This is a genomic window from Herbiconiux aconitum (assembly GCF_024979235.1).
Taxonomy (GTDB): domain Bacteria; phylum Actinomycetota; class Actinomycetes; order Actinomycetales; family Microbacteriaceae; genus Herbiconiux; species Herbiconiux aconitum.
Map to the genome: position 1 here is coordinate 2,287,412 of NZ_JANLCM010000001.1, position 25,420 is coordinate 2,312,831.

Annotated in this window: 19 protein-coding genes and 1 riboswitch; of the genes, 11 read left to right on the forward strand and 8 right to left on the reverse strand. The window is 68.9% G+C overall.

The window, feature by feature from the left end:
- Positions 1 to 24: 24 nt before the first annotated feature.
- The 7 genes from mnmA to N1027_RS10895 all read left to right on the forward strand — a co-directional run bounded on the left by mnmA (position 25) and on the right by N1027_RS10895 (position 8,781).
- Positions 25 to 1,185, forward strand: coding sequence for a tRNA 2-thiouridine(34) synthase MnmA (gene mnmA, locus N1027_RS10865; protein ID WP_259507643.1), 1,161 nt, complete (start codon positions 25 to 27; stop codon positions 1,183 to 1,185).
- Positions 1,185 to 3,656 (forward strand): NAD-dependent DNA ligase LigA, encoded by a 2,472-nt coding sequence (gene ligA, locus N1027_RS10870; RefSeq protein WP_259507645.1) that lies wholly within the window; start codon positions 1,185 to 1,187, stop codon positions 3,654 to 3,656. The genes mnmA and ligA overlap by 1 nt, the downstream gene beginning before the upstream one ends.
- Before the next feature lie 53 nt (positions 3,657 to 3,709).
- Complete coding sequence (locus N1027_RS10875; RefSeq protein WP_259507647.1) at positions 3,710 to 4,732, forward strand: alpha/beta hydrolase; 1,023 nt, start codon at positions 3,710 to 3,712, stop codon at positions 4,730 to 4,732.
- 40 nt (positions 4,733 to 4,772) lie between these two features.
- On the forward strand, positions 4,773 to 5,072 hold the full coding sequence (gene gatC, locus N1027_RS10880) for an Asp-tRNA(Asn)/Glu-tRNA(Gln) amidotransferase subunit GatC (RefSeq protein ID WP_259507649.1): 300 nt from the start codon (positions 4,773 to 4,775) through the stop codon (positions 5,070 to 5,072).
- Complete coding sequence (gene gatA / locus N1027_RS10885) at positions 5,072 to 6,613, forward strand: Asp-tRNA(Asn)/Glu-tRNA(Gln) amidotransferase subunit GatA (protein WP_259507651.1); 1,542 nt, start codon at positions 5,072 to 5,074, stop codon at positions 6,611 to 6,613. Before gatC ends, gatA begins: the two co-directional genes overlap by 1 nt.
- The gene (gatB, locus tag N1027_RS10890) at positions 6,613 to 8,127 is read left to right on the forward strand and encodes an Asp-tRNA(Asn)/Glu-tRNA(Gln) amidotransferase subunit GatB (protein WP_259507652.1); all 1,515 of its coding nucleotides are present in this window, start codon (positions 6,613 to 6,615) and stop codon (positions 8,125 to 8,127) included. The genes gatA and gatB overlap by 1 nt, the downstream gene beginning before the upstream one ends.
- A gap of 138 nt (positions 8,128 to 8,265) precedes the next feature.
- A complete protein-coding gene (locus tag N1027_RS10895; protein WP_259507654.1) occupies positions 8,266 to 8,781 on the forward strand; it encodes a hypothetical protein in 516 nt (171 codons plus the stop codon).
- A gap of 35 nt (positions 8,782 to 8,816) precedes the next feature.
- On the opposite strand, the gene N1027_RS10900 is transcribed toward N1027_RS10895, so the two are convergent.
- Positions 8,817 to 9,251 (reverse strand): DinB family protein, encoded by a 435-nt coding sequence (locus tag N1027_RS10900; RefSeq protein WP_259507976.1) that lies wholly within the window; start codon positions 9,249 to 9,251, stop codon positions 8,817 to 8,819.
- 272 nt (positions 9,252 to 9,523) lie between these two features.
- On the opposite strand from N1027_RS10900, the gene N1027_RS10905 reads away from it, so the two are divergent.
- Complete coding sequence (locus N1027_RS10905) at positions 9,524 to 10,084, forward strand: GNAT family N-acetyltransferase (RefSeq protein ID WP_259507655.1); 561 nt, start codon at positions 9,524 to 9,526, stop codon at positions 10,082 to 10,084.
- 117 nt (positions 10,085 to 10,201) lie between these two features.
- Here the strand turns inward: N1027_RS10905 and N1027_RS10910 are convergent, their stop codons facing one another.
- Genes N1027_RS10910 through N1027_RS10920 form a run of 3 tightly spaced genes read right to left on the reverse strand, consistent with a single transcriptional unit; the run spans position 10,202 to position 15,069 of the window.
- A complete protein-coding gene (locus N1027_RS10910; RefSeq protein ID WP_259507656.1) occupies positions 10,202 to 11,206 on the reverse strand; it encodes an aldo/keto reductase family protein in 1,005 nt (334 codons plus the stop codon).
- Positions 11,207 to 11,216: 10 nt separating this feature from the next.
- Positions 11,217 to 13,754, reverse strand: a complete 2,538-nt coding sequence (locus tag N1027_RS10915; RefSeq protein WP_259507658.1) for a phosphatidylglycerol lysyltransferase domain-containing protein — start codon at positions 13,752 to 13,754, stop codon at positions 11,217 to 11,219.
- 4 nt (positions 13,755 to 13,758) lie between these two features.
- On the reverse strand, positions 13,759 to 15,069 hold the full coding sequence (locus N1027_RS10920; RefSeq protein ID WP_259507660.1) for an alpha/beta hydrolase: 1,311 nt from the start codon (positions 15,067 to 15,069) through the stop codon (positions 13,759 to 13,761).
- A gap of 178 nt (positions 15,070 to 15,247) precedes the next feature.
- Between N1027_RS10920 and N1027_RS10925 the strand changes: the two genes are divergently transcribed.
- Positions 15,248 to 16,495, forward strand: coding sequence for a DNA polymerase IV (locus tag N1027_RS10925; RefSeq protein ID WP_259507661.1), 1,248 nt, complete (start codon positions 15,248 to 15,250; stop codon positions 16,493 to 16,495).
- An 84-nt stretch (positions 16,496 to 16,579) separates the two neighbouring features.
- Here N1027_RS10925 and treZ read toward each other — a convergent pair whose 3' ends face one another.
- From treZ to glgX, 3 genes are read right to left on the reverse strand one after another with little or no spacing between them, the layout of a single operon-like run.
- On the reverse strand, positions 16,580 to 18,391 hold the full coding sequence (treZ, locus tag N1027_RS10930; RefSeq protein ID WP_259507663.1) for a malto-oligosyltrehalose trehalohydrolase: 1,812 nt from the start codon (positions 18,389 to 18,391) through the stop codon (positions 16,580 to 16,582).
- Positions 18,388 to 20,739, reverse strand: coding sequence for a malto-oligosyltrehalose synthase (treY, locus tag N1027_RS10935; protein ID WP_259507665.1), 2,352 nt, complete (start codon positions 20,737 to 20,739; stop codon positions 18,388 to 18,390). The genes treZ and treY overlap by 4 nt, the downstream gene beginning before the upstream one ends.
- A 34-nt stretch (positions 20,740 to 20,773) precedes the next feature.
- Positions 20,774 to 22,975, reverse strand: coding sequence for a glycogen debranching protein GlgX (gene glgX / locus N1027_RS10940; protein ID WP_259507667.1), 2,202 nt, complete (start codon positions 22,973 to 22,975; stop codon positions 20,774 to 20,776).
- Between the two features lie 115 nt (positions 22,976 to 23,090).
- On the opposite strand from glgX, the gene N1027_RS10945 reads away from it, so the two are divergent.
- Positions 23,091 to 23,465 (forward strand): hypothetical protein, encoded by a 375-nt coding sequence (locus N1027_RS10945; protein ID WP_259507669.1) that lies wholly within the window; start codon positions 23,091 to 23,093, stop codon positions 23,463 to 23,465.
- A gap of 71 nt (positions 23,466 to 23,536) precedes the next feature.
- Here the strand turns inward: N1027_RS10945 and N1027_RS20135 are convergent, their stop codons facing one another.
- Positions 23,537 to 24,460, reverse strand: a complete 924-nt coding sequence (locus N1027_RS20135) for a DUF559 domain-containing protein (RefSeq protein ID WP_259507670.1) — start codon at positions 24,458 to 24,460, stop codon at positions 23,537 to 23,539.
- 146 nt (positions 24,461 to 24,606) lie between these two features.
- Positions 24,607 to 24,717: riboswitch (TPP riboswitch) on the forward strand.
- Between the two features lie 81 nt (positions 24,718 to 24,798).
- Here N1027_RS20135 and N1027_RS10955 point away from each other — a divergent pair.
- Positions 24,799 to 25,419, forward strand: a complete 621-nt coding sequence (locus tag N1027_RS10955; RefSeq protein ID WP_259507672.1) for an ECF transporter S component — start codon at positions 24,799 to 24,801, stop codon at positions 25,417 to 25,419.
- Position 25,420: the final 1 nt, after the last annotated feature.

Consider the following 25,420-nt stretch of genomic DNA (forward strand, 5'->3'; position numbering starts at 1 on the left):
GAGGCCCCCCGTATGCTTGAAGGCATGAAAGTTCTCGCAGCAATGAGCGGTGGTGTCGATTCCGCGGTCGCCGCCGCCCGCGCGGTCGAAGCCGGTCACGAGGTCGTCGGGGTGCACCTGGCGCTGAGCCGCATGCCCGGAACCCTGCGAACGGGCAGTCGCGGCTGCTGCACCATCGAAGACTCGATGGATGCGCAGCGGGCCGCGAACAAGATCGGCATCCCTTATTACGTGTGGGATTTCTCCGAGCGTTTCAAGGCCGACGTGGTCGACGACTTCATCGCCGAATACACCGCCGGCCGCACCCCCAATCCCTGCATGCGTTGCAACGAGCGCATCAAGTTCGCAGCACTGCTCGAAAAGGCGCTCGACCTCGGCTTCGATGCGGTCTGCACGGGCCACTATGCGTCGATCACGACGGACGCCGAGGGCAACCGCGAGCTGCACCGGGCGGCCGCCTGGGCCAAAGACCAGTCCTACGTGCTCGGCGTGCTCACCACCGAGCAACTCGCGCACAGCATGTTCCCGCTCGGAGCCACCCCGTCGAAGGCCGAGGTGCGGGCCGAAGCGGCCGAGCGCGGCTTCTCGGTGGCCTCCAAGCCCGACAGCCACGACATCTGCTTCATCCCCGACGGCAACACCAGCGGCTGGCTGGCCGACAAGGTCGGCACGGCCACCGGTTCGATCGTCGATCGAGAGGGCGCGGTGGTCGGCTCGCACGAGGGCGCCCATGCGTTCACCGTGGGCCAGCGCCGCGGCCTCAAGCTCGGGATGCCTGCGGCCGACGGCAAGCCCCGCTTCGTTCTCGAGGTTCGCCCGAAAGAGAACACGGTGGTCGTGGGCCCGAAGGAGGCACTCGACATCGCGGAGATCGCGGGGTCGCGCTACACCTGGGCCGGGCGGGCGCCCGAGCATCCGGAGATCGATTTCGTCTGCCAGGTGCAGATCCGGGCGCACGCCGATCCGGTCGATGCTGTGGCGCGCGTGCGCGCTGATGCAGATGGGGCACCTGAGCTCGTCATCACGCCTGTCACTCCGCTCAACGGCGTCGCGCCAGGGCAGACGGCGGTGGTCTACGTCGGCACGCGGGTGCTGGGTCAGTGCACGATCGATCGCACGGTTGCAGCAGATCTCGCCCGTGTTCATGCCGTCGGCGGTGCCGTCCCCCTGGGGGCAGGCGCCTGATGGCTGCACGGGGGAGGGGGCGAGCGGCGGACGACGGTGTTGCGGCGGCCGCGGCGACGCTGCCGCAGGAGACCCCGAGCGATGTCGAAGCGGCCAGGGCCGAAGCGCGAGACCTGACCACGCGCATCCTGGAGTTGCGCGACGAGTACTACGAGAAGAACGCCTCGACCGTCACCGACAAGGATTACGACCTCATGGTGCGCCGGCTCGGTGAACTGGAGCGGGCGCATCCGGAGCTCCAGTCTCCCGACAGCCCGACCCAGACGGTGGGCGGTCGTGCGGTCACCACGATGTTCACCCCGGTCACCCATGCCGAGCGGATGCTGAGCCTCGACAACGTGTTCAGCGAAGAAGAGCTCGACGAATGGGCCGCGAAGGTGCAGCGGGACGCGGGTCGCGCAACCGTGCGCTACCTCAGCGAACTGAAGATCGACGGGCTGGCCATCAACCTCCGCTACGAGAACGGCGTGCTGGTCACGGCCGCGACCCGGGGTGACGGGGTGGTGGGCGAAGACGTCACCGAGAACGTGCTGCAGATCAAGACCATCCCGGCCCGGCTGGCCGGAACGGGGCATCCGCCGCTCGTCGAGGTGCGGGGCGAGATCTTCTTTCCGGTCGCCGCGTTCGACGAATTGAACGCGGCCCAGGAGGCTGCCGGCGAGCGGGTGTTCGCGAACCCGCGCAATGCGGCGGCGGGATCGCTGCGACAGAAGTCCGAAGGCAAGAATGAGCGGCAGCTCGCCCTCGTGGCGGCGCGCCTCAGTCGGCTGCAGATGCTGGTGCACGGCATCGGCGCCTGGCCGAATCCGCCGGTCGCTGCGCAGAGCGAGGTCTACGAGCTGCTGAAGGGCTGGGGGCTGCCGACCTCGAGCTACTACCGGGTCTTCGACACCATCGGCGAGGTGGCGGAGTTCATCCGCTACTACGGCATCCACCGGGCCTCCGTGGTGCACCAGATCGACGGCATCGTCGTGAAGGTCGACGACCTGGCTCTGCACGAAGAGCTCGGCGCCACCAGCCGAGCGCCACGATGGGCCACGGCCTACAAATACCCGCCTGAAGAGGTGAACACCAAGCTGCTCGACATCGTGGTGAGCGTGGGTCGCACGGGCCGGGCCACGCCCTTCGCCGTGATGGAGAAGGTGGAGGTCGCCGGCTCCGAGGTGCGCCAGGCGACCCTGCACAACCAAGACGTCGTGAAGGCCAAGGGGGTGCTGATCGGCGACACGGTCGTGCTGCGCAAGGCCGGAGACGTGATTCCCGAGGTGCTCGGCCCGGTGGTCGAACTGCGCGACGGCACCGAACGCGAGTTCGTGATGCCCGAGTTCTGCCCCGAATGCGGCACGAAGCTCGCGCCCGCGAAAGAGGGCGACATCGACCTGCGCTGCCCGAACGCGCGCAGCTGCCCCGCCCAGGTGCGCGGCCGGGTCGAGCACGTGGGGTCGCGCGGCGCTCTCGATATCGAGGGTCTCGGCGAGGTGTCGGCCGCAGCCCTCACGCAGCCGACCGAGCCACCTGAGCCGCCGTTGGTCACCGAGGCCGGTCTGTTCGCGCTGCAGATGGAAGATCTGTTCCCCATCCGCGTGATCGTGCGCGACAACGAGACCGGGCTCGAGAAGCTGAACGATGACGGCTCGCCGAAGCTCGTCACGCCGTTCCGCCGCAAGCGGCGCAAGTCGGGGCGCGACGCCGATCCTGCCTACGACGCCGACGCCGAGGTGTTCTGGGGCGACGACGATTCGGTGCCGTCGAGCAACGCCATCGAGCTGCTGACGAACATCGAGAAGGCGAAGACGAAGCCGCTCTGGCGCATCCTGGTCTCGCTGAGCATCCGCCACGTCGGGCCGGTCGCAGCGCGTGCGCTCGCCGACTACTTCGGGTCGCTGGAGGCGATTCGTGCCGCCACCCGTGAAGAGCTGGCGGCGGTTGACGGTGTGGGCGGCATCATCGCCGATGCGTTGATCGACTGGTTCGCCGTCGACTGGCACGTGGAGATCATCGACCGCTGGGCCGCGGCGGGCGTGCAGTTCGCCACACCGGGGCATCCGGGCCCGGGCGCCGCGGTCGGCAGCGGCGGAGTGCTCGACGGCGTGACCGTGGTGGCCACGGGCTCGCTCGAGGGTTTCTCCCGCGAGGGGGCTCTGGAGGCGATCATCCAGGCCGGTGGCAAGGCCGCATCGAGCGTGAGCAAGAAGACCGACTTCGTGGCCGCCGGTCCCGGTGCGGGTTCGAAACTCGGCAAGGCGGAGGCGCTGGGTCTGCGGATCATCGACGCGGCGGAGTTCGCGATCCTGGTGAGCCAGGGGCCGTCGGCACTTCCGCCGGTGCCAGGCGCGGAGCCGGCCGATGGTGCCACGGGTGACGATGCGGCGGAGGGTGAACCCGACGCGGCGGCGGATGCGAAAGCGGACGCGGCGGCGGATGCGACAGCGGAGGCCGACAAGCCCGCTTCCGGCGACTCCTCGGCATGAGTCGGGCAGTGCGAGGTCGAGCCCACGGCAGTGGGTGGCGGAACGTCGTGGGCGTGGCCGTGGGAGCCGCGGCCGTGCTGGGCGCGATCGTGGCCGTGCTACGGGCGACGCCGTGGCCGGCGGTGCTCGTCATCCGGCGGGTGTTCGAGAAGGGCGCCCGCGTGACGCTCGCCGAAATGGCGCCGTACGTGCCCGACGTCGGGTTCATCGAGCACCGCGACGTCGAATACGGCGACGCGGGCTTCACCACCACTCTCGACGTCTTCGACGTGGGCGGCCGCACGAAGCCGGCGCCCGCAGTGGTCTGGATCCACGGAGGCGCCTGGATCTCGGGCAGCAAGAGCGACGTCGAGCCCTACCTGAAAATCCTGGCAGCCGACGGCCACGTCACCGTGGGCCTGGACTACACGATCGCACCGGAAGCGGTCTACCCCGTCGCCCTCACCCAGCTGAACCGTGCTCTCGGCTATCTGGTCGAGCACGCCGCCGAGCTCGGCATCGATCCGACGCGCATCGTGCTCGCGGGCGACTCGGCCGGCGCCCAACTCGCCAGCCAGCTCGCGGTGCTCATCACGAATCCGCGCTACGCCCGGCTCGTCGGTGTGGTGCCGTCGCTCGAGCCGTCGCAGCTCGCCGGAGTCGTGCTGCACTGTGGGCTCTACGACCTCCCGGCGATGGCGAGCGCCACCGGCATCGTCGGCTGGGGCTTCAAGACCGCCCTGTGGGCTTACACCGGCCACAAGAACTGGTCGGAGACGCCCGCCGGAGCCACGATGTCGACCATCGACTTCGTCACCGGCGACCTCCCGCCGGTCTGGCTCTCCGGTGGCAACGGAGACGGCCTCACCCACATCCAGTCCGTGCCATTGGCCGAACGGATGCGCGCTGCCGGCGTCGACGTCACCGCGCTGTTCTGGGCCGCCGACCACCAGCCGGCACTGCCGCACGAGTACCAGTTCCACCTCGACTTCGAGGAAGCCCAGGAGGCACTCGACCGCACGCGCGAGTTCCTCACCCGCGTCACCGCACCCTCTGCCGCTCCACCCGGCCCGACCCCACCCAGCCCCACCGAATAGAATCAACCCACACCCCTCGCGAATCGAAACACGGAGCACCATGTCCGAAATCACCCAGGAGCAGGTCGCGCATCTCGCGAACCTCGCCCGGATCGCCCTGACACCTCAGGAGATCGAAAGCCTGACGAGCGAGCTCGGTTCGATCGTCGACAACGTCGCGAAGGTCTCCGAGGTCGCCACCCCCGATGTGCCGGCCACGAGCCACCCCATCCCGCTGCAGAACGTCTACCGCGACGACGAGCCCGGCGTGACGCTCACCACCGAGCAGGCGCTCGCCGGCGCACCCGACCACGACGGATCGCGTTTCCGCGTGACCGCGATCCTCGGAGAGGAGCAGTGATGGGCCACCACCACGAACTCATCCGCCTGTCGGCGTCGGCGCTCTCCGAGAAACTCGGTTCCGGCGAGGTCAGCTCCGTCGAGGCCACCCAGGCCCACGTCGACCGCATCGCCGCGGTCGACGGCGAGGTGCACGCCTTCCTTCACACGGCTCCGGATGCGAGTCTCGCCACCGCGGCCGCGATCGACGCACGCCGCGCGGCCGGCGAGGAACTGCATCCGCTCGCGGGCGTGCCGATCGCCATCAAAGACGTCATCGTCACGAACGACATGCCCACCACGAGTGGATCGAAGATCCTCGAGGGGTGGATTCCGCCCTACGACGCCACCGTGATGGTGAAGCTCCGCGCCGCCGGCCTCATCCCCATCGGCAAGACCAACATGGACGAGTTCGCGATGGGCTCCTCCACCGAGCACTCGGCCTACGGCCCCACCCACAACCCTTGGGACCTCGAGCGCATCCCCGGCGGCTCCGGCGGTGGCTCGGCCGCGGCCGTCGCCAGCTTCGAAGCGCCGCTCGCGCTCGGCAGCGACACCGGCGGCTCGATCCGCCAGCCCGCCCACGTCACGGGCACGGTCGGCGTCAAGCCCACCTACGGCGGCGTGAGCCGCTACGGCGCCATCGCCCTCGCGTCGAGCCTCGACCAGATCGGGCCGGTGAGCCGCACGGTGCTCGACTCCGCTCTGCTGCACGACATCATCGCCGGGCACGACCCCTTCGACTCCACCTCGCTCACGGATGCCTGGCCGAGCATGGCCGAGGCCGTTCGTCGCGCCGATGTGAAGGGGCTGAAGATCGGCGTGATCAAGCAGCTCGACGGCGAAGGATTCCAGACCGGCGTGCTCGAGCGCTTCCGCGAGGCCCTCGACGTGCTCGCGGCCGCGGGCGCGGAGATCGTCGACGTGAGCCTGCCGAGCCTCGAGTACGCGATCGCGGCCTACTACCTGATCATGCCGGCCGAGGCTTCCAGCAACCTCGCGAAGTTCGACTCCGTGCGCTTCGGCCTACGAGTGAACCCGCCCGGCGGCGGCACGGTCGAAGACGTGATGTCGGCCACCCGCGAGGCCGGTTTCGGCGCCGAGGCCAAGCGCCGCATCATCCTGGGCACCTACGCTCTCAGCGCCGGCTACTACGACGCCTACTACGGCAGCGCCCAGAAGGTGCGCACCCTGGTGCAGCGAGACTTCGCGGCCGCCTTCGGGCAGGCCGACGTGCTGGTGTCGCCCACCGCGCCCACCACGGCGTTCAAGCTTGGCCAGAACACCGGCGACCCGATGGCGATGTACCTCAACGACATCGCCACCATCCCGGCGAACCTCGCCGGCATCCCCGGCATCTCGCTGCCCGTCGGCCTGGCACGCGAAGACGGCCTGCCGGTCGGCATCCAGTTCCTCGCCCCCGCCCGCGAAGACGCCCGCCTCTACAACGTCGGCGCCGCTCTCGAAGCCCTGCTCGAGCAGAGCTGGGGCCACACACTGATCAGCCTCGCTCCCGATCTCGCCCCCGGCGAGATGGCTGCGGCACAGGAAGGAGCCGTCTGATGGCGAAAGCGAAACTGATGGACTTCGACAAGGCGCTCGAACTCTTCGAGCCCGTGCTCGGCTTCGAGGTGCACGTCGAACTCAACACCCGCACCAAGATGTTTTCGACCGCGCCCAACTTCTTCGGTGGCGAGCCCAACACGAACATCACGCCGGTCGACCTGGGTCTTCCGGGATCGTTGCCCGTGGTGAACGGCCAGGCCGTTCGTTACAGCATCAGTCTCGGGCTCGCTCTCGGCTGCTCCATCGCGCCCTCGAGTCGCTTCGCCCGCAAGAACTACTTCTACCCCGACCTGGCGAAGAACTACCAGATCTCGCAATACGACGAGCCGATCGCCTTCGGAGGGTCGGTCGACGTGGAGCTGCCCGACGGGCGCCTGTTCACGGTGCCGATCGAGCGCGCTCACATGGAAGAGGATGCGGGCAAACTGACGCACGTCGGCGGCTCCACCGGGCGCATCCAGGGCGCCGAGTACTCGCTGGTCGACTACAACCGCGCCGGCGTGCCGTTGGTCGAGATCGTGACCGACATCATCTACGGCGCCGAGAAGGATGCTCCGGAACTGGCGAAGGCCTATGTCTCCACCATCCGAGACATCGTGGTGGCGCTCGGCATCTCCGACGCGAAGATGGAGCGCGGCAACCTCCGCTGCGACGCCAACATCTCGTTGCGCCCGCGCACCGCGCCAGGCGAGCCTCCGGCGCCGCTCGGCACCCGCACCGAGACGAAGAACGTCAACTCGCTGCGCTCCGTGGAGCGGGCGATCCGGTACGAGATCCAGCGTCAGGCGCAGATCCTCGCCGACGGCGGAACGATCACGCAGGAGACCCGGCACTGGCACGAAGACACCGGCGCCACCTCGGCCGGTCGGCCGAAGTCCGACGCGGATGACTACCGCTACTTCCCCGAGCCCGACCTGCTGCCCGTGGTGCCCTCGCTCGAGCTGATCGAGGAACTGCGGGCCGCCTTGCCCGAGCCGCCTGCCGCCCGCCGGCGCCGCCTGAAGCAGGAGTGGGGATTCACCGACCTCGAGTTCCAAGACGTGCAGAACGCCGGACTGCTGGTGGAGGTGACCGAGACGGTCGCCGCCGGGGCGTCGCCGCAGGCCGCACGCAAGTGGTGGTCGGGCGAGATCTCCCGCCTTGCCAACGCGCGCGATGCCGAGGCGTCGTCGCTGGTGTCGCCCTCCGACGTCGCCGCCCTCGTGGCCCTCATCGACAGCGGAGCCCTCAACGACCGCCTGGCCCGCCAGGTGCTCGAGGGCGTCATCGACGGCGAAGGATCACCACAGGAGGTCGTGGATGCGCGCGGACTCGCCGTGGTCTCCGACGACGGTGCTCTGATCGCTGCCATCGACGAGGCCCTCGCTGCCCAGCCCGACGTGCTCGCCAAGATCAGAGACGGCAAGGTGCAGGCCGCCGGAGCCGTCATCGGTGCGGTGATGAAGGCGATGAAGGGCCAGGCCGACGCGGCGCGCGTGCGCGAACTCGTGCTGGAGCGCGCGGCTTCGTAGTACAGAAGACCGCTGCTTCGCGGCGGCTTTCTGCTGCGGGTCGTCGAGCAGGGCCTGTTGCGTTCGATCTCGTGAGCGTCGCTGGGACGCGCCGACGACAGCCGGAGGGGTGTCGGTGGTCGCTCGTAGAGTGGCGCTATGGACGTTCTCGTAGCCCAGATCATCGTGACGACGATCAGTGTCACCGGCGGTGCGCTGCTGGCGCTCCTGATCGACCGCGGCAAGGGGCGACGGGTCGAGCGGATCGCCGAGGTGAACGCTCTGCGTCTGCTGACGATCGAGATCGGTTCCCGGCGTGCGTTGTCGCCCGAGCAGAGCGCGTCGCCGCTGTCGATCGACCGGGCCGATCCCGATTCCGATCTGAACCGGGTGATGCGTTCGGTGGTGCTCCTCCGCAAAGAGGTCCGCACGGCGCGGAGGTCGTTGCGTCCGCAATCCACCGCCTGGAATCCGCTCAACTACATGGTCGCCGCCTGCAACATCTTCATCGAGAACGTCGACGAGCGGCCATCGTCGATCGTCTCCGAACTCGAGATCCTGCGGATCGATCTCGACGCACTGCTGCTCGAACTCTGCGCCACCAACCCGAAAGAGCTGGTCTACCGCCCGGCGGGGTCGACGGCATACCGACGCCCTTCAGAGCTCCAGAGCTGAGCTGAGCAGAGCAGGGCTGGGGCGAAGCGAGCACCTCAGGCGCTGATGCGATCGTCACGCCCGGTGAGCGCGAGCAGACGCGACTGGAGGGGCGCGTCATCCGGAACCGCCACGGGCGAGCTGAACAGTCCGCTCGCCTCGAGCGTGTCGCGCTGGGGTTCGAAGACGGTCCACACGTGCTCGATGAGTTCCTCGTCGATCCGCTCGTCGACGCCCAGCGCGCGGGCCAGGTCCCAGGTGTGGATGGTGACGTCGGAGACCTGCTCCTTGAGGTAGTCGATCACGGTCACGGTGTCGTAGGAGAGGTTCACCTGCGCGCTCGGCGACGCGTCGTGCCAGGCCGTCGTCGCGGCCAGGGAGTAGAGATGCCATTCGTGGGTGAGGTCGTCCTTCAACGGGCTGAGGCGACTCTTGGCCTGCCTCGTGGTGAGCCCCGAGAGCAGCCACGGAACCCACTGCTGCTCCTCGATGACATGACTGACGAGCTGGGCGACGTTCCAGTCGGTGTCGGGGGTGGGCGCCGGTCCAGTCGGTCACGGCGGCGACCCGCCCGGCGAACTCACGGTGGGCGCGCTTCTGGAGGCGCAGCCAGGTCGTCGCTTCGGGGTGCGGGGTTCGTGCGGCAGTCATAGGGGGTCTCCTTCGATCTCTATTGTCAATGACGCAGCCCGGATGCGCATTCCGGCCGGTCACGGGAGGGGCACCGGATACGCGGCCAGCGAACAGCAGGTAATGTCGCCCTGTGCCGACTCACCCCGCCGCCCCGATCATCCGTTCTCTCACCGATGCCGACGTCGACCGGCTCGTTCTGCTCAATCGCCGAGCGGTGCCGGCCGTGAACGACATCGGTGCGGACGAGATGCGCACGCTCCTCGCGCAGGCGCAGCTGGCAGCTGCGGTGCTCGACCCCGGGCACCCGGAGCCGGCGCATCCGGATGCCGTGGTGGGCTTCGTGCTGGCTCTGCCGCCGGGCGTCGACTACGCGAGTGAGAACTACCGCTGGTTCAGCGAGCGCGCGGGTGACGACGGGGGTTTCCTCTACGTCGACCGCATCGTGGTGGCGGAGGGGCACCGCAGCGCGGGGCTCGGCGCCGTGCTCTACGACGCCGTCTTCGCTGCAGCCCGCGAGTCGGGTGCCACCGAGGTGGACTGCGAGGTCAACGTCGAGCCACCGAACCCCGGTTCCCTTGCCTTCCACGCGCGCCTCGGCTTCTGGGAGGTCGGCCGTCAGGCCACCAAGGGCGGCGCTGTCGTGGTCGCTCTCCTGGCCGCCGACGTATCCGACTTTCGCGACCTCCCCTAACCACCGCGACCCGCCAAAATCCGCCCTCCGAAGCAAGAAGGAGGGCGGATATTGGCGAGTCGCGAGGAGGTCGTGCGGGTCGTGTGGGTCGCGCGGCGCTCGGGCGCGCCCGAGCGATCAGACCAGGCGGTGCGCCGGCGACGTCGTCTGCGCCGCGTCGCGCTCGGCCAGGTCGCCGATGATGTCGTCGATCTGCGCCAGCACCTCGGGCGAGAGCGTCACACCCGACGCCTCGACGTTCGAGGAGACCTGCTCGGGCCGTGAGGCTCCGATCAGAGCCGAAGCCACGTTGTCGTTCGAGAGCACCCACGCGATGGCGAGCTGCGCCAGGGTGAGTCCGAGCTCGGAGGCCACCGGCGCGAGCAGCTGCACGCGCTCGAGAACCTCGTCGCGCATCCAGGACTTCACCATGTCGGCGCCGCCCTTCTCGTCGGTGGCGCGGCTGCCCTCGGGTGCCGGCTGACCGGGCAGGTACTTGCCGGTCAGCACGCCCTGCGCCACGGGCGACCAGACGATCTGCGAGATGCCGAGCTCACGGGAGGTGGGCACGACCTCCTCTTCGATGACCCGCCAGAGCATCGAGTACTGCGGCTGGTTCGAGATGAGCTGGAAGCCGAGCTCGCGTGACAGCGCATGCGCCTCGCGCAGCTGCTGGGCGTTCCACTCGCTCACACCGATGTAGAGGGCCTTGCCCTGGCGCACGATGTCGGCGAAGGCCTGCATCGTCTCTTCGAGCGGGGTCTCGTAGTCGTAGCGGTGCGCCTGGTAGAGGTCGACGTAGTCGGTCTTGAGGCGGCGGAGCGAGGCGTTGATCGACTCGCTGATGTGCTTGCGCGAGAGGCCGGTGTCGTTCGGGCCGGCCGGTCCGGTCGGGAAGTAGACCTTGGTGAAGATCTCGAGCGATTCGCGCCGCTGGCCGGCGAGGGCGTCGCCGAGAACCGTCTCGGCGGCCGTGTTGGCGTAGGCGTCTGCCGTGTCGAAGGTGGTGATCCCGGCGTCGAGAGCCGCCTGCACGCACCGCGTGGCGATGTCGTTCTCGACCTGTGACCCGTGGGTCAGCCAGTTTCCGTACGTGATTTCGGAGATCTTGAGTCCGCTGTTACCGAGGTATCGATACTTCATACCTCACAACTTACTCCCGCCCGGACAGGGCGCGAACCGCCTGGCGGGCCGACAGCGTCGGCAGATAGGCCCGACCGAGAGCCAGCCCGATCGCCGGCAACGTGAGCGGATCGCGGAAGCACAGATGAAGCTGCTGCACCGACGGCTGGAACTTCATCTTGAACCGCAGCAGCGACTGGAAGCCGTATACCGGTTCGAGGGTACGGCTGAGGAATTTCAGGATGCCCGTCGACTGCTGATCGCGCCCGTCTCCGGCCACCGCGAGAGGCGCCCCCGACAGGCTCACGAACGGCACGCCGTCGTCGCGGGCACGCAGAATGGTCTGCGCGATCAAGAACTCCATCACCCCGTTCAGGCCGTCGGGTCGCCGCCGCATGAAGTCGAGGGTCCAGCCGACGACGCGCCCCTCGGCGTAGCTCGGCAGCCAGCTGGTGACTCCCTGCACCCGGTCGTCGTCGTCGAGAGCCACCATCAGTCGAACCTCGGGAGCCATCAGCTCGTCGACCCCGCCGAGCGTGAACCCCATCTCCGGCAGGCCCTTCTCCGCCACCCAGAGCTCCGAGATCTCGCGGATCTGCGTGGTCACGAACGGCCCGAGCTCCGCGTAGTTGCGCCATTCGGCCCGCACACCCTCTTTCGCCGCCCGGTTGATCGAGGTGCGGATGTCCTGCATCTTCTTGCCCTCGAGCGACCATTCGGCCGGATGCACGATCGTCTCCTCCGCCACCCGCAACGATGACCAGCCGGCCTCCGTCAGGGCGTCTCGCACGGCATCCGTCACCGAGTAGAACGCCGGCGTCCAGCCGCGGTCGGTGCAGTAGGTCGCGAAGGCGAAGGCGGTCGACGGATGCGTGCCCGCCGGGCCCAGCGGATCCCCGGTCGTGATCGCCACGTTGTTCACCACCCGGTAGGCCACCGCGTTTCCGTCGGGGGCGAACCAATAGTGGTTGCCGGTCCAGGTCGCCATCCACGACAGCGTTCCGCCCGACCCGGTGCGGAGGAGCTCCCGCACTCGCACCTCGTCGGTGACGGCGCCCCGCGGATGCACGTGCCGCATACCGAGGAACGCGGCGACGATCGTGGCCGCCCAGAACACCGGGCCAACCCATTGCGAGGCCACCACGGCGACCGGCCCGACGGGGAAGATGTCTTTCGGCTCGAACGACAAGAAGCCCACCGGCACGAACCGCTCCGGTAGGTCGAGGAGCAGGTCGCCGAACGCGGCCGGTGGGCTGAACTGGTCGTGTGCCGCATGCACGATCACGAGGTAGACCACCGAGACACCGACGAAGAGCGCGCCGACGAGCGCGAAGAACCGCAGTGTCGACCCGGCTCCCACTTCGGGCGGGAACAAACGCAGCGATGCCACCAGCCCGAGGGCGATCACGACGGGCACCAGCGCCGAGACGGTCTCGAACGCCCGGAAGTTCTCGGCTGCCGCCGTCTGGAACGCGGTGTACTCCGAGCTCGAGAGCAGCGGCAGAAATCCGAAGTAGACGGCAGCGAGCAGTGCCAGCGCCAGGTTGATCCACACCGCCAGCCAGAGCGCCACCCGCCGGCCGCGCTGGATGCCCCAGGCCGACACGAGCAGCGCCAAGAGCGGCAGCAGGGTGAGCAGCACCGCTCCCGGCCCGTCGAGTCGGGAGAGGGCCAGGGCGTTCACGCAGTGCCGGGTGTAGTCGCCGGTCTGGCAGTGGGCGGCGATGGCGGCGTAGTCGCGGAGCGGGTCGCGGAACAACAGCCCGAGCGGGTTCAGCGCCCCGCCACCGGTGGGGGCGACGATGGTCACGAGAGGCCCCAGCGCCGTCACGGCGACGAGGGCGGCCAGCAGCGTCCGCGTCTCGCGCCGAGTGGCACGCGGCCGGCGCACCACCAGCGGCTTGCGGGCGAGCGCCATCCCGAGCAGCAGGCCGACGACGGCGGCGAAGAGACGGTAGCCATCGGAAGGCTGACCCGAATAGAGCACGAAGACGAGGATCACGGCGAACCCGACGATGCGCACCCGCCGCTTGAGCAGCGGGCCGGCGAAGGCGCTCGCCGCCATCACCACCCCGACCACCGCGATGATCGGATCGACGGTGCGATGGGTGCGGGTGATCTCAGCCGAGTAGAGGTCGAGGCCCACGCCGAGCGCCTCGGTGACGAGCCCCAGCACGATGCCGAGCACGGTCACCACCACGAAGGCCAGCACGGTGCGCCAGTGCCCCATCCGGCGCTCGGCCCAGCCCAGGCCGACGACGATCGCCACCACCACGAACACCAGCAGCAGCGGGTTCCAGACGAAGAACACCGAGGTGATGGTGGAGACCCAGTCGTGGTCGACGAAGACGGTGTCGAACCCGGTCGACACGAAGGCATCCATGCCGCCTCGCGCCCGGCCGGGGTGCATCGACATGCGCACGAAGCTCGCGGCCAGCACCAGGGCGAGCACCACCCAGGTCACAGGGATGGAGCGGGCGTGCCGCGCGGCTTTCTGCAGCAGCCGGCGGCGGGCATCCGGACCTCTCGTGGTGGTGTCGCCGCGCGTGACCGTGTCGCTCTGCGTCACCTGGTCACCGGTTCAGTCCCCAGTGGTCGGCGATCAGCCCGAGGCCCTGTTTGAAGACGTAGGCCCAGGTCGTGGCGTCATGCGCGCTGCCCGGCGACTCGATGTAGGTCGCCGTCATGCCTGCCGCCTGCGCATCGGCATAGAGCGTCTTGACCCCCGGCAGATAGACGCTGTCGTCGCTGCCGACCCCGAACACCGCGAACATGTCGCTGTAAGGGGTGTGGGCGGCCATGATGGCCGCGGGGTAGGCCGCTGCGTACTTCGCCGCGTCGCCGCCGAAGCCCTTGTCGATGGTGGTCTGCGGGTCGCCGAGCTTCGGGAACTCCTCGCCCGAGGCGTCGAGAATCGCCCCGAAGAGCTCCGGATGCGCGGCACCGAGCTGGATCGAGCAGGTTCCACCCTGCGAGTAGCCGCCGATTCCCCAGTAGCGCGGGCCGGGGAGCACGGGCAGGTTGGCGGTGATCCAAGCCGGCACGTCGACCGTGAGGTAGGTGGCGGAGTTGCCGATGGGCGAGTCGACGCACATCGGGTTGACGTCGGGCGACCCGAGCTGATCGGGCGACACCACGATCGGCGCGAGTCCCTGGTGGGCGGCAGCGTAGGCATCCAGACTCTGGCGGAGTTTCGCGGCGTCGAGCGGCGCATCCGGACTCCCCGGCTGACCCGACATCATGATCAGCACCGGAAGTTTCGGGGGATCGGCCGTGAGTGCGGCGGGCGGCAGGTAGACCACGGCGTCGCGGGCGTGGAAACCGGATGCGGTGGCCGGGATGGTGACCGTTCCGACCGCTCCCTGGGTGGGCAGGTCGGCCGGGGCGGTCCAGGTGGCGATCGTGGGCTGGGTGGCCGGATCGGGTTTCGCGATGGTCGGCAGCACGTCGCCGGCATAAGCACTGAGCCCGAGGGCGCTGCGCACCGTGGGGTACTGCCCGAAGTCGATGTTGATGGTCATGGCGGTCGCACCGGCGAAGAGCACGATGGCGAGGATCGAGGCGATGACCCGCCGCCAGGTCGCCCACCAGAAGGAGGCGATCGCGACGCCGAAGCCGGCGAAGCCGAGGGCGATCCAGAGGCGTACCACCGGCGTGAGCTCGGCGCCGAACAGGTCGAGGGCGTCGTTCAGCAGCCAGGTGAGGCCGATGCCGACCGCGGCGCCGACGACCGCCGCGCCGAGGGCGACGACGAGCCAGTGCGAGCGGCGCCAGCGCGGGCCGGGTCGCACGAACAGCAGCAGGAGCGCGGCGATCGCCGCCGCCGCGTACACCGCGATGACGAGGGGCCCGGAGAGGAGTCCCACGTCGAGGAGTGGTTTCACGGTGGTTCCTGTCGGCTCGGCGCGCGGCCGGCAGTGGCCGGGCGTCGATCAGTATTTTCCCACCGTCTGGACGATCTCTGGGAGAACGCCATGCGAGGGCTGCATCACGGGTTTCGGGTCTCCCTCCGGTGTCGGCGGTTCCGCCCCGGGTGCCCTCCGTTCCGCTTAAGCTCGGGGTATGGATGGCGCGGCAGAACCGATCGGCGAGCCGAGTCCGTCGATCCTGCACGTCGACATGGATGCGTTCTTCGCCTCCGTGGAGTTGCTCTCGCATCCGGAGCTCCGTGGCAAGCCCGTCATCATCGGTGGGCATTCCCCCCGCGCGGTGGTGACCAGCGCCACCTACGAGGCGCGCGCCTTCGGCGTGCACTCCGCGATGCCCGTGGGCGCGGCACTCCGGCTGTGTCCGAAGGCCATCGTGCTCGAACCGCACATGCACCTCTACCGGGAGGCGTCGCAGGCCGTGATGGCGCTGTTCCGTGAGGTGACCCCGCTGGTCGAGCCGCTCAGCATCGACGAAGCGTTCCTCGACGTGGCAGGCGCCCGGCGGCTGCTCGGCGAGTCCGATGTCATCGCCGCGCGGTTGCGTGCCCGGGTGTTCGAGCAGACCGGGCTGCCCTGCTCGGTCGGCGTGGCGCCCACCAAGTTCATGGCCAAACTGGCGTCGGGGCGGGCCAAACCCGACGGCATGCTCGTCATCCGGCCGTCAGAGGTGCTCGCCTACCTGCATCCGCTTCCCGTGCGCGCGCTCTGGGGCGTCGGCGGCAAGACGGCCGAGCAGCTCGAGCGGCTGGGGCTGCGCACGGTCGGCGACATCGCCGACACACCGCTCGATGCGCTCGTGCGCGCGGTGGGCGACGCCACCGGAACGAAACTTCACGAGCTCGCGCTCGGGATCGACCCGCGCGAGGTGGTGCCGGTCGGTCAGGAGAAGAGCGTGGGTCACGAGCGCACCTTCGACATCGACGAACGGTCGCCGGATGTGCTGCGCCGCGAACTCCTGCACCAGTCGACGAGGGTGGCTGTGCGCTTGCGGGCGGCAGGCCTCGTGGGCCGCACGGTGGCGCTGAAGTTGCGCTACGCCGACTTCACCACGATCTCGAGGTCGCGCACGCTGTCCGAACCGACCGACCTCGGCAAGCGCATCTTCGACGAGGTGTCCGCCATCTACGAGGCGGTCGGCTCGCGCGGCGAGGCCATCCGACTCATCGGGGTGCGGGTGGAGCAGCTCTCTGAGGCCGGCGCCGCCGTGCACCAGCCGGCCCTGTGGGCCGACGAGACCGTGCCCTCCGAGGGCTGGCGCGACGCCGAGCGCACAATCGACCGCGTGACGGCCAAGTTCGGCACCGACTCGGTGCGCCCCGCCTCCCTCGTCAACGCCCCGAAGTCGGGCGAGACCGCCGACCGCAACGGCACCCGCCGCTGATCGCCCGCGGGAGCGTGCGCTCACTCGTCCCAAACGGGCCCGAACTGCGAGATCTGCCCCGTTAAGGGACGAGTGAGCGGCGGCTCAGAGGCGGGAGACCGCCACGGAGTGGGGTGCGAGGCTGGCCAGAACGGGCGGGAGGGGCTCGCCACGCAGGTGCTCGTGCGATGAGAACAGAGGAGCGCCGAAGCGGGGGGCGATCGTCGCCAGATCGAGCGGGGCATCCGAGAGGTTCACGGCGAGCACGATCGGAGGGCGCTCGAGCACCAGCCAGCGGGCCTCCTCGCTGAAGTCGACGTGCACATCCGAGAGTCGCAGCTCTTCGCCCGGTGGCAGGGTGGCGCGGATCGCGGCGAGCGCCCGGTACACCGACAACATCGCGCGGTGCTCCGGATGCTCCGGGTCGTCGATCTCGCTCCAGTCGAGTTTCGAGCGTTCGAACGTCTCCGGATCTTGCGGATCGGGCACCACCGACTCGTCCCACCCCATCTTCGCGAACTCCGCGATGCGCCCCTCGGCGGTCGCGCGGCCGAGCTCGGGCTCCGGATGCGAGGTGAAGAACTGCCAGGGCGTCGATGCCGCCCACTCCTCGCCCATGAAGAGCATCGGCGTGAACGGGCCGAGCAGGGTGAGCGCGGCCGCGATCGCGAGGTCGTCGGGCGAGAGGGTGGCCGTGAGGCGGTCGCCGACGGCGCGGTTGCCGATCTGATCGTGGTTCTGCGACGCCACCACCAGCCGCCAGGGTGCCGTCTGGGCGCGATCGAGTTCGATGCCGTGCACCCGGCCGCGGAAGCTCGACCAGGTGCCGTCGTGAAAGAAGCCGCGCGTCAGCACCTTCGCGAGCGCGCCGACCGAGTCGAAGTCGGCGTAGTAGCCGGTGGTCTCACCGGTGAGGTTCACGTGCACCGCGTGGTGGAAGTCGTCGCTCCACTGCCCGTCGAGGCCGTAGCCCTCGTCGCGGTGCTGGAACATCACCGGGTCGTTGAGGTCCGATTCTGCGATCAGGGCGCGACGGATGCCCGTGCTCGCCGACAACTCGTCGACCGCGGCCGCGAGCTCCGCCAGCAGGTGCACCGGGCCGCCATCGACCAGCGCGTGCACGGCATCCAGCCGCAAGCCGTCGACGTGGTAGTCGCCGAGCCACATCAGCGCGTCGTCGATGATGAAGCGCCGCACCTCCGACGAGCCCTCCCCGTCGAGGTTCACCGAGGTGCCCCAGGTGTTACTGCTCGCATCGTTCAGATACGGGCCGAACAGTGGCAGGTAGTTGCCGCTCGGGCCCAGGTGGTTGTAGACGACGTCTTGGATCACGGCCAGACCGGATGCGTGACAGGCGTCGACGAAGCGGCGATAGGCATCCGGCCCGCCGTAGCCCTCGTGCACGGTGAACCAGGCGACCCCGTCGTAGCCCCAGTTGTGCGTGCCGTTGAAGCCGTTCACGGGCAGCAGCTCGACGTGTGTGACACCGATCGAGCGCAGGTGGTCGAGTCGCGAGGCCGCAGCGTCGAGGGTGCCCTCGGGGGTGAAGGTTCCGACGTGCAGCTCGTAGATCTCGGCGTGGTCGATGGGGGAGCCGCGCCACTGGTCGTCGTGCCAGGCGTAGTCAGCCGGATCGTCGGTGCGCGAGAGGCCGTGCACGCCCTCGGGCTGACGGCGGGAGCGCGGATCGGGATAGGGCCCGGCGCCGTCGAGCAGGTAGCCGTAGTCGAGGCCCGGCCGCCAGGCGGGCGCGTCGGGGCCGGCGCGCCACCAGCCGTCGTCGCCGACGACCATCGGATGCGCGGTGTGCGGCCCGCTGCCCGTTCCGTCGATGGCACCCGGGCTCCGGTCGTCGCCGAGGATCAGCTGCACCCGCTCGGCGCGGGGCGCCCAGACGTCGAAATTCCTCTTCGTCATCGCTCGTCGATCCTCTCCAGCAGCGCGACCGGGTAGCGCTCCAGCACGGCGGCGAGCCGCACGTCGCGGTCGCCGAAGATGCGCCCCGTGAACGCGTCGACGTAGCCGTTGCCGGCCTCGGGCAGTTCGAGCGTCGTGTCGTCCCAGCCGCCGTGCCGGGCGAGTCCGAGCGGCAGCCGGGTCGCGATCGTCACGGCCCCGCCCCGGTCGAACGCGAGCACGTGCTGCGCGGCCGAGCCACGGGCCTCGAGTCCGCGGTAGCTCGTGAACAGCTCGGGCCGGTCGCGGCGCACGTGGAGCGCCGTCGACACGACGAGCAGCTTGGCTGCGCCGGTCTCGTCGATCGCGGGCAGTTCGCCGGCCTCCTGGATGCCGAGCAGCTCCGCACGCTCGTCGAAGTCGACGGGCCGGCGGTTGTCGGGGTCGACGAGCGAGAGGTCCCAGAGCTCGCTGCCCTGGTAGACGTCCGGTACGCCGACCGTGGTCAGCTGCACGAGCTTGGCCGAGAGGGAGTTGCTGCGGCCCGCGCTCTGGATCGCGGCGAGCTGGCTCTCCAGCACTCCGCGTGGGATCGGGTCGGTGTAGACGGCATCGATGGCGTGCGACATCCGCTCTTCGAAGGCGGCATCCGGATCGAGCCAGCTCGTCGAGACGCCTGCCTCCCGTGCTGCCTTCAGGGCGTAGGCCTGGGCGCGCTCGCGGGAGATCGGCCACGCGCCGACGAGTGCTTGCCAGAGGAGCGCCTCGAAGGAGGCGTCGCCGAGAGGCAGCAGGTGCTGCAGCTTCGAGAGGGTGCCGCTCCAGCCGTCGGGGATCTCGGCGAGCACCGAGATGCGCGCCCGCACGTCTTCGGAGCGCTTCGTGTCATGGGTCGAGAGCGTCGTCATCGAGTCGGGCATCAGCTCGAGCCGCCGGCGTTGCTGTTCGTGGAACTCTTCTGGCTCGAGGCTCAGCTCGGCCGGATCGGCGCCCACCTCGGTGAGGCTGGTGAGCCCGGTCCAACGATAGAACGCCGTGTCTTCGACGCCCTTGGCCATCACCATGCCGGAGGTCTGCTGGAACCGCACGCTCGGTGCGGCTCCCGTTCGACCGAGCACCTCCGCGGTCGCGGCCAGCACCGCCTCGAGCTCGGGGCGCCGCCGCGTGGCCTCGACGAGGGCGTGTTCGAGCTGCTCGCGGCCCTCGGGCAGGTAGGAGCGGTAGACCGGAAAGCAGGTGAGCAGCTCGGCGACCGCGTCCGCGACATCCGTTGGGCTCGGGATGTTCGCGCCAGCCTGCAGGTCGAGGCCACCGCTCCGCTCGATGTCGCGGGTGAGGCGCAGCACTTCGGCGCGCAGGATGCCGTCGGCGATGCCCCGCTTGGTGCCGTGGATGAGGTCGTTCCAGGCGGAGCGCACGTCGTGGGTGGTCTCGCCTGCAACGAGGGTGGCGGCGCCGGCGGGGTCGATCAAGACGCGGTCGATGCCCGCCAGGGCGTCATAGCCCGTCGTGCCCGCGGTGCTCCAGGCGGGCGGGAGCGGCTCCGCGCCCTCGAGGATCTTCTCCACCAGCACGTACGCCCCGTCGGTCAACGTCGCCAGCCGATCAAGGTAGCCGCCCGGATCGGCGAGCCCGTCAGGATGATCGACCCGCAGCCCGTCGACGAGCCCCTCCCGGAACCAGCGCCCGATCTCGGCGTGCGACTCGTCGAACACCCACGGCTCCTCGACCCGGATGGCCGCGAGCGACGACACCGCGAAGAAGCGCCGGTAGTTCAGCTCCGCACTCTCGCGTCGCCAGTTCATCAGCTCGTAGTTCTGCCGATCGTGCACTGTGCGGGCGTCGGCCCCGTCGTCGGCCGTGCCCGGAGCGATCGGGTAGAGATGGTCGTAGTAGGCGAGAACGGATGCGCCGTGGGGCCCGTCGGCCTCGATCCGCAGGGCGTCGAGCGAGTCGTCGCCGAGCACCGGGATGCGGATGCGCCCGCCGCCCGCGGCCCAGTCCACGTCGAACGCCTCGGCATAGCGCGACCTCTCACCGAAGGTCAGCAGATCCCACCACCACGGGTTCGCCGCGGGCGTCGCGACGCCGACGTGGTTCGGCACGATGTCGACCAGCACTCCCATCCCGGCAGCGTGTGCCGCCTCCGAGAGGGCGTGCAGTCCGTCCGCGCCGCCGCGCGACTCGTCGACGCGCGAGTGGTCGGTCACGTCGTAGCCGTGCTGAGAGCCTGCCTCAGCTTGCAACACAGGGGAGAGGTAGACCCAATCGACGCCGAGGCGCGAGAGGTACGGCACGATGCGCGCCGCATCCCACAGCGTGAATTCGGGAGTGATCTGGAACCGATAGGTGGAGCGGGGCGTGCGCATCCGGAGTCCTTCTTCTGCTTCTGCCGGTTACTGCTCAGGCGACGAACGGGATCGGGGGAGCGATCTGGCCCGAGGAGTCGGCCTGCGCCGTGAGCGAAGCCGCCACCGAGTGGTCGGGCTCGGTCTCCGGTTCCTGATGCACGCGCAGCACTACCATCGAGCGCGCCTCGACGGTCATCGGAGCGGAGGCTGTGAAGACCTGCGAGTCGGCGGCCTCGCCCGCGGTGTCGATCACGACGTCCCAGCAATCCGAATACTCGGCGCTGGGGAGCGTGAACTCCTGCTCCTCGTCGTGGGCGTTGAAGTAGATCAGGAAGTGCACGTCGGAGAGCGGGTTGCCGCGCAGATCGCGCGCGCGGATGCCCTGGCCGTTGAGGAAGACACCGACGGATCGCGAGAGACTCGAGTCCCAGTCCTCGGGCTGCATCTCGCTCGCGTCGGAGTCGAGCCAGACGATGTCGGGCAGCGGTTCGCCCTTTCCGCGCTTGACCGGCCGGCCGTCGAAGAAGCGGCTGCGACGGAAGGTCGGATGCTCCTTCCGCAGCCGGGCGACCGCCGCGGTGAACTCGATCAGCGGCTGGTCCTCGGAGTCCCAGTGGATCCAGGTCAGCTCGGAGTCCTGCGCGTAGGTGTTGTTGTTGCCCTGCTGCGTTCGGCCGAGCTCGTCGCCGTGCAGCAGCATCGGAACGCCCTGACTGAGGAGGAGGGTCGCGATGAAGTTGCGCTGCTGGCGGGCGCGCAGGCCCAGCACCTTCGCGTCGTCGGTCGGCCCTTCGGCTCCACTGTTCCAGGAGCGGTTGTGCGATTCGCCGTCGTTGTTGTCTTCACCGTTGGCGTCGTTGTGCTTCTCGTTGTAGGAGACGAGGTCGCGCAGGGTGAATCCGTCGTGCGCAGTGACGAAGTTGATGCTGGCGACCGGTCGCCGGCCCGAGTGCTCGTAGAGGTCGGCCGAGCCGGTGAAACGGTTCGCGAATTCGCCCAGGGTGCTGGGTTCGCCGCGCCAGAAGTCGCGCACGGTGTCGCGGTACTTGCCGTTCCACTCTGTCCACTGCGGCGGGAAGTTGCCCACCTGGTAGCCGCCGGGCCCGACATCCCACGGCTCGGCGATCAGCTTCACCTGAGACACCACCGGGTCTTGCTGCACGAGCTCGAAGAAGGTCGAGAGCCGGTCGACGTCGTAGAACTCGCGGGCGAGTGCTGACGCGAGGTCGAAGCGGAAGCCGTCGACGTGCATCTCGGTCACCCAGTAACGCAGCGAGTCCATGATGAGCTGCAGCGAATGCGGGTGCCGCACGTTCAGGGTGTTGCCGGTGCCGGTGTAGTCCATGTAGTACCGCAGGTCGTCTTCCACCAGGCGGTAGTAGGCGGCATTGTCGATTCCGCGGAACGACAGGGTCGGCCCTAGGTGATTGCCCTCGGCGGTGTGGTTGTAGACCACGTCGAGGATCACTTCGATCCCGGCCGCGTGCAGGGCCTTCACCATGCCCTTGAACTCCTGCACCTGCTGGCCGCGGTCTCCCGTGGCGGAGTAGGAGTTGTGCGGGGCGAAGAAGCCGATCGTGTTGTAACCCCAGTAGTTGTTCAAGCCCTTGTCGATCAACACGCTGTCGTTCACGAACTGGTGAACGGGCATCAGCTCGATGGCCGTGACGCCGAGCTTGTTCAGGTGGGCGATGACGGCCGGATGCGCGACACCGGCATACGTGCCCCGCTGCTCCTCGGGCACGGCGGGGTGCAGCTCGGTCAGCCCCTTCACGTGGGCCTCGTAGATGACGCTCTCGTTGTAGGGGATGCGCAGCTTGCGGTCACCCGACCAGTCGAAGAACGGGTTGATCACCACGCCGTAGGTCATGTGACCGGCGGAATCCTGGTCGTTCTGGGAATCCGGGTCGCCGAAGGTGTAGGAGAAGAGCGACTGGTCCCAATCGATCTCGCCGCTCGTCGCCTTGGCGTACGGGTCGAGGAGGAGCTTGTTGGGGTTGGCGCGCCACCCCTTCTCCGGGTCGTAGGCGCCGTGCACGCGGTAGCCGTACCGCTGACCCGGCTGCACCTGGGGGAGATAGGCGTGCCAGACGTAGGCATCCACCTCGGCGAGTTCGATGCGGGTCTCGGTGCCGTCTTCGTCGAAGAGGCAGAGCTCCACTTTCTCGGCGGCCTCGCTGAAGAGGGCGAAGTTGGTGCCGCTCCCGTCGTAGGTGGCGCCGAGGGGGTAGGCCGATCCTGGCCACGATTGCATGTGTTCTCCTGTCGGGGTCTGAGCCCACGCTACCCGGAATCGCCATCCGGCCCATGGGGTGCGGACTGGATCTCGGGGCCTATCCCGGCGACGACGATCGCGGTACCGTTGATCCATGGCGAACCTTGTGGAGACTCTCACCGACGCGACCCGCACCATCGGAGTCGGAGCTGCCTACGGCGATCCGGTCACGATCGACGGAGCGACCATCGTGCCCGTGGCCCTCGTCTGGTCGGGTTTCGGTGGCGGCAACGGCACCGCATCCTCCCCGGGAGCCACCGTCGCGTCGTCGGACAAGCTCGGCGCGGGCGATGCCAACGGCGAGGGTTTCGGGGGCGGCGGCGTGTCGATCCCCATCGGTGCCTACGTCACCACGGCGGGCGAGGCCAAGTTCCAGCCCAACCTCATCTCCCTCCTCGCGGTCTCCATCCCCGTCATCGTCACCGCGGGTTGGTCCCTGGCCCGAGTCATCCGGGCCCTCAAGAAGTAACCCACCGCTCGTCCCCTCCCACTCGTCCCTAAGTGGGCAGTTTCACGCGTCTTGGGCCAGTTAGGGACGAGTCACACAGGTGCGCCAGCGGCGCGGAGGGCGTGACGCACGAGGGTGGGCGCGAGGGCAAGGGTGGAGTTGCGGATGCGCACGACACGATTGCCCGCCTCGTGCAGGTCGTCGAGGCGACGGATGTCGCGTTCATACTGACGTGTGCTGGTTCTGTGCTGGTCGCCGTCGTACTCGACGATCACCTTCCACGCGGGGTAGATCATGTCGACGCGGGCGATCCAGGTTCCGGATGCGTCGAACACGTTGATGCCGATCTCGGGTTCGGGTAAGCCCGCGGCGAGCAGGCGCAATCGCACCAGGGTCTCCCGGCGTGATTCGGCACCGTCGCGCACCTGCGCGACAACTCGCCGGGCGCGCACACTGCCGCGCCCCCGGAATGCGGCGACTCGTTCTGCCAGTTCCTGGACCGTGCAGTACGGGCGAGGGTCGCGAGGCACCTGTCGCGCCGGGGTGAGGACGAGATGATCACCGGCCGCTACGAGATCGTCGTCCGACAGGGAACTCGCCAAGTGACACCACGTTGTGGACGGGTCGGAGAGGGGCAGCCCGTACCGCGTCGCAACCACGAGGAGCTCGTCGGAGATCTGATGCCCGATGACGCCGCGAGCCTTAGCCGCACGTCGTTGGCCGACAGTGGAGACGTGGATGTCGGCACCGTCACGCCACTCGGTCGGCAGCGGCACGCCCCACAGCTCCGCAGCGGTGAGGTGCGAGAAGAACTCGATGTCGCGCATCCGCCGTGCGTAAGCATGGCAATGCTGAACGAGGGACAGCGGGCCGCCTCGTGCGACGCGCACTCCGCGGAACGGACGTGCCAGATCGTCGCCGCGTAGCCGGTCGGTTCCCACGCCGAGGTCGAGCGCCTGCGCCAGCGCGAACGGTGACCGCCGAAGAGGCTCGGGAAGCGGATCTTTGCGAGGCACCCACCCATCCTCCTGTGCCCGCCCCCTCCATCCTGAGTTATCCACAGCTCCACTCTCCCGGGGGCGGGCGACTCGTCCCTAACTGGGCACGTTCGGCGAATTCTGCCCCGTTTGGGACGAGTCGCGCGAGGCGGGGCGGGCCTATACTGGGGGCACACGGGAGTCCGGTGAGCCGGGCTGAGAGGAAGGTTCTCAACCTTCGACCGTCGAACCTGATCTGGATCATGCCAGCGCAGGGAGGCATCTCTGGGTTTCGGCGTGGTGGCCGTCCGCGAAAGCGGACAGCACCTACGACGTGCCCGCCCGTGCCCCTTCCACTGAATGAAAGGGCACGAAAAGTGCACACCACCACAGCTCAAGCCGCACGGCGCACCCGCGTCAGCTACCGCTGGCGGGTCGTCGACATCGTCGTCGCCAGCGTCATCGGCGTCGCCTCCGGACTCATCTTCTGGGTCTGGAACCTCACCTACACCCCTGTCAGCGCTCCCCTCGAAGCGCTCCTCCCCGGCGCGCAGTCGCTCGTGTACGGCTTCTGGCTGTTCGCGGGTGTGCTCGGCGGGCTCATCATCCGCAAACCCGGTGCCGCTGTCTTCACCGAACTCGTGGCGGCCGTGGTCTCGGCTCTCGTGGGCACCCAGTGGGGCGTGCTCACCCTCGTGTCGGGCATCGTGCAGGGGCTCGGCGCCGAGATCGTGTTCGCGATCTTCCTCTACGCGAACTACCGCGTCTACGTCGCCATCCTCGCCGGCGCCGGAGCGGGACTCGCCATGGGCATCAACGACTCGATCCTCTGGTATGCCGGAAACGGCATGGACTTCAAGACGATCTACGTCGTCTGCGCGGTCATCGGCGGCGCCGTGATCGCGGGTCTGCTCTCCTGGGTGGTGGTGCGGGCTCTCGCCCGAACCGGCGCGCTCAACCGCTTCGCCTCCGGGCGTGAGGTGACGGCGAGGGCGTAGC

Excerpts from the sequence above, each read along its gene's own strand:
- glgX (WP_259507667.1), bottom strand. The coding sequence starts at position 22,975 with ATGCAATCGTGGCCAGGATCGGCCTACCCCCTCGGCGCCACCTACGAC.
- N1027_RS10945 (WP_259507669.1), top strand. The coding sequence starts at position 23,091 with ATGGCGAACCTTGTGGAGACTCTCACCGACGCGACCCGCACCATCGGA.
- gatC (WP_259507649.1), top strand. The coding sequence starts at position 4,773 with ATGTCCGAAATCACCCAGGAGCAGGTCGCGCATCTCGCGAACCTCGCC.
- N1027_RS10910 (WP_259507656.1), bottom strand. The coding sequence starts at position 11,206 with ATGAAGTATCGATACCTCGGTAACAGCGGACTCAAGATCTCCGAAATC.
- gatB (WP_259507652.1), top strand. The coding sequence starts at position 6,613 with ATGGCGAAAGCGAAACTGATGGACTTCGACAAGGCGCTCGAACTCTTC.
- treZ (WP_259507663.1), bottom strand. The coding sequence starts at position 18,391 with ATGACGAAGAGGAATTTCGACGTCTGGGCGCCCCGCGCCGAGCGGGTG.
- mnmA (WP_259507643.1), top strand. The coding sequence starts at position 25 with ATGAAAGTTCTCGCAGCAATGAGCGGTGGTGTCGATTCCGCGGTCGCC.
- N1027_RS10895 (WP_259507654.1), top strand. The coding sequence starts at position 8,266 with ATGGACGTTCTCGTAGCCCAGATCATCGTGACGACGATCAGTGTCACC.
- N1027_RS10925 (WP_259507661.1), top strand. The coding sequence starts at position 15,248 with ATGGATGGCGCGGCAGAACCGATCGGCGAGCCGAGTCCGTCGATCCTG.
- treY (WP_259507665.1), bottom strand. The coding sequence starts at position 20,739 with ATGCGCACGCCCCGCTCCACCTATCGGTTCCAGATCACTCCCGAATTC.
- gatA (WP_259507651.1), top strand. The coding sequence starts at position 5,072 with ATGGGCCACCACCACGAACTCATCCGCCTGTCGGCGTCGGCGCTCTCC.
- ligA (WP_259507645.1), top strand. The coding sequence starts at position 1,185 with ATGGCTGCACGGGGGAGGGGGCGAGCGGCGGACGACGGTGTTGCGGCG.